Raw genomic sequence first — 491 nt, 5'->3', positions numbered from 1 at the left:
GTCGTCGGGCTTGCGTGGCGCGCCGGTGCGGCGGGCGCGCGAAACGGTAAGGGGCTGCTTTCTGGCTGGCGCCGGGATCGTCCCGGTCTTGTGTCGCGCGCACATGTGGCCGGGAATCGACATCGGATTCCACATCGGAATCCGGCCCCGTCGCGCGGAAACGGCCATTCTACGGCGTCGTGCGATCTGGCGCCGCAGCGTCGAAATTGCTAAGCAGGAAAAATTGGTTCGCCGGGCCCGGCACGCGGCCGACAATCGATTCGGGTTCGACCGCTAGCGAGGGAGATGCGATGTCCAACTGCAGCAAATCGGCGTGGCCGCCGCGTGTCGTGACCGTGCCCGGCCTGCATGGCAGCGAGGGCGCCCACTGGCAGTCCTGGCTGGAGCGTCAGTTCGCGCGCACGCTGCGCATCGAGCAGGACGACTGGGAGGCACCGCATCTGGCGCGCTGGGCCAATGCAGTGCGCGATACGCTGGCGCGCGAACGCGGG

The 491-nt window shown here is 68.4% G+C and carries 2 protein-coding genes; both read left to right on the top strand.

The window, feature by feature from the left end; translation table 11 throughout:
• A partial coding sequence (locus tag HW466_RS31740) for a hypothetical protein (RefSeq protein ID WP_208456263.1) occupies positions 1 to 277 on the top strand: 277 nt, incomplete at its 5' end.
• A gap of 13 nt (positions 278 to 290) precedes the next feature.
• The coding region (locus HW466_RS31290; protein ID WP_176316164.1) for an alpha/beta hydrolase at positions 291 to 491 on the top strand (201 nt) is incomplete at its 3' end.

The organism is Burkholderia territorii (genome assembly GCF_902833055.1).
GTDB lineage: Bacteria > Pseudomonadota > Gammaproteobacteria > Burkholderiales > Burkholderiaceae > Burkholderia > Burkholderia territorii.
The sequence above is the reverse complement of the archived record's forward strand: the minus strand, read 5'-3'. Positions and strand labels throughout refer to the sequence as shown.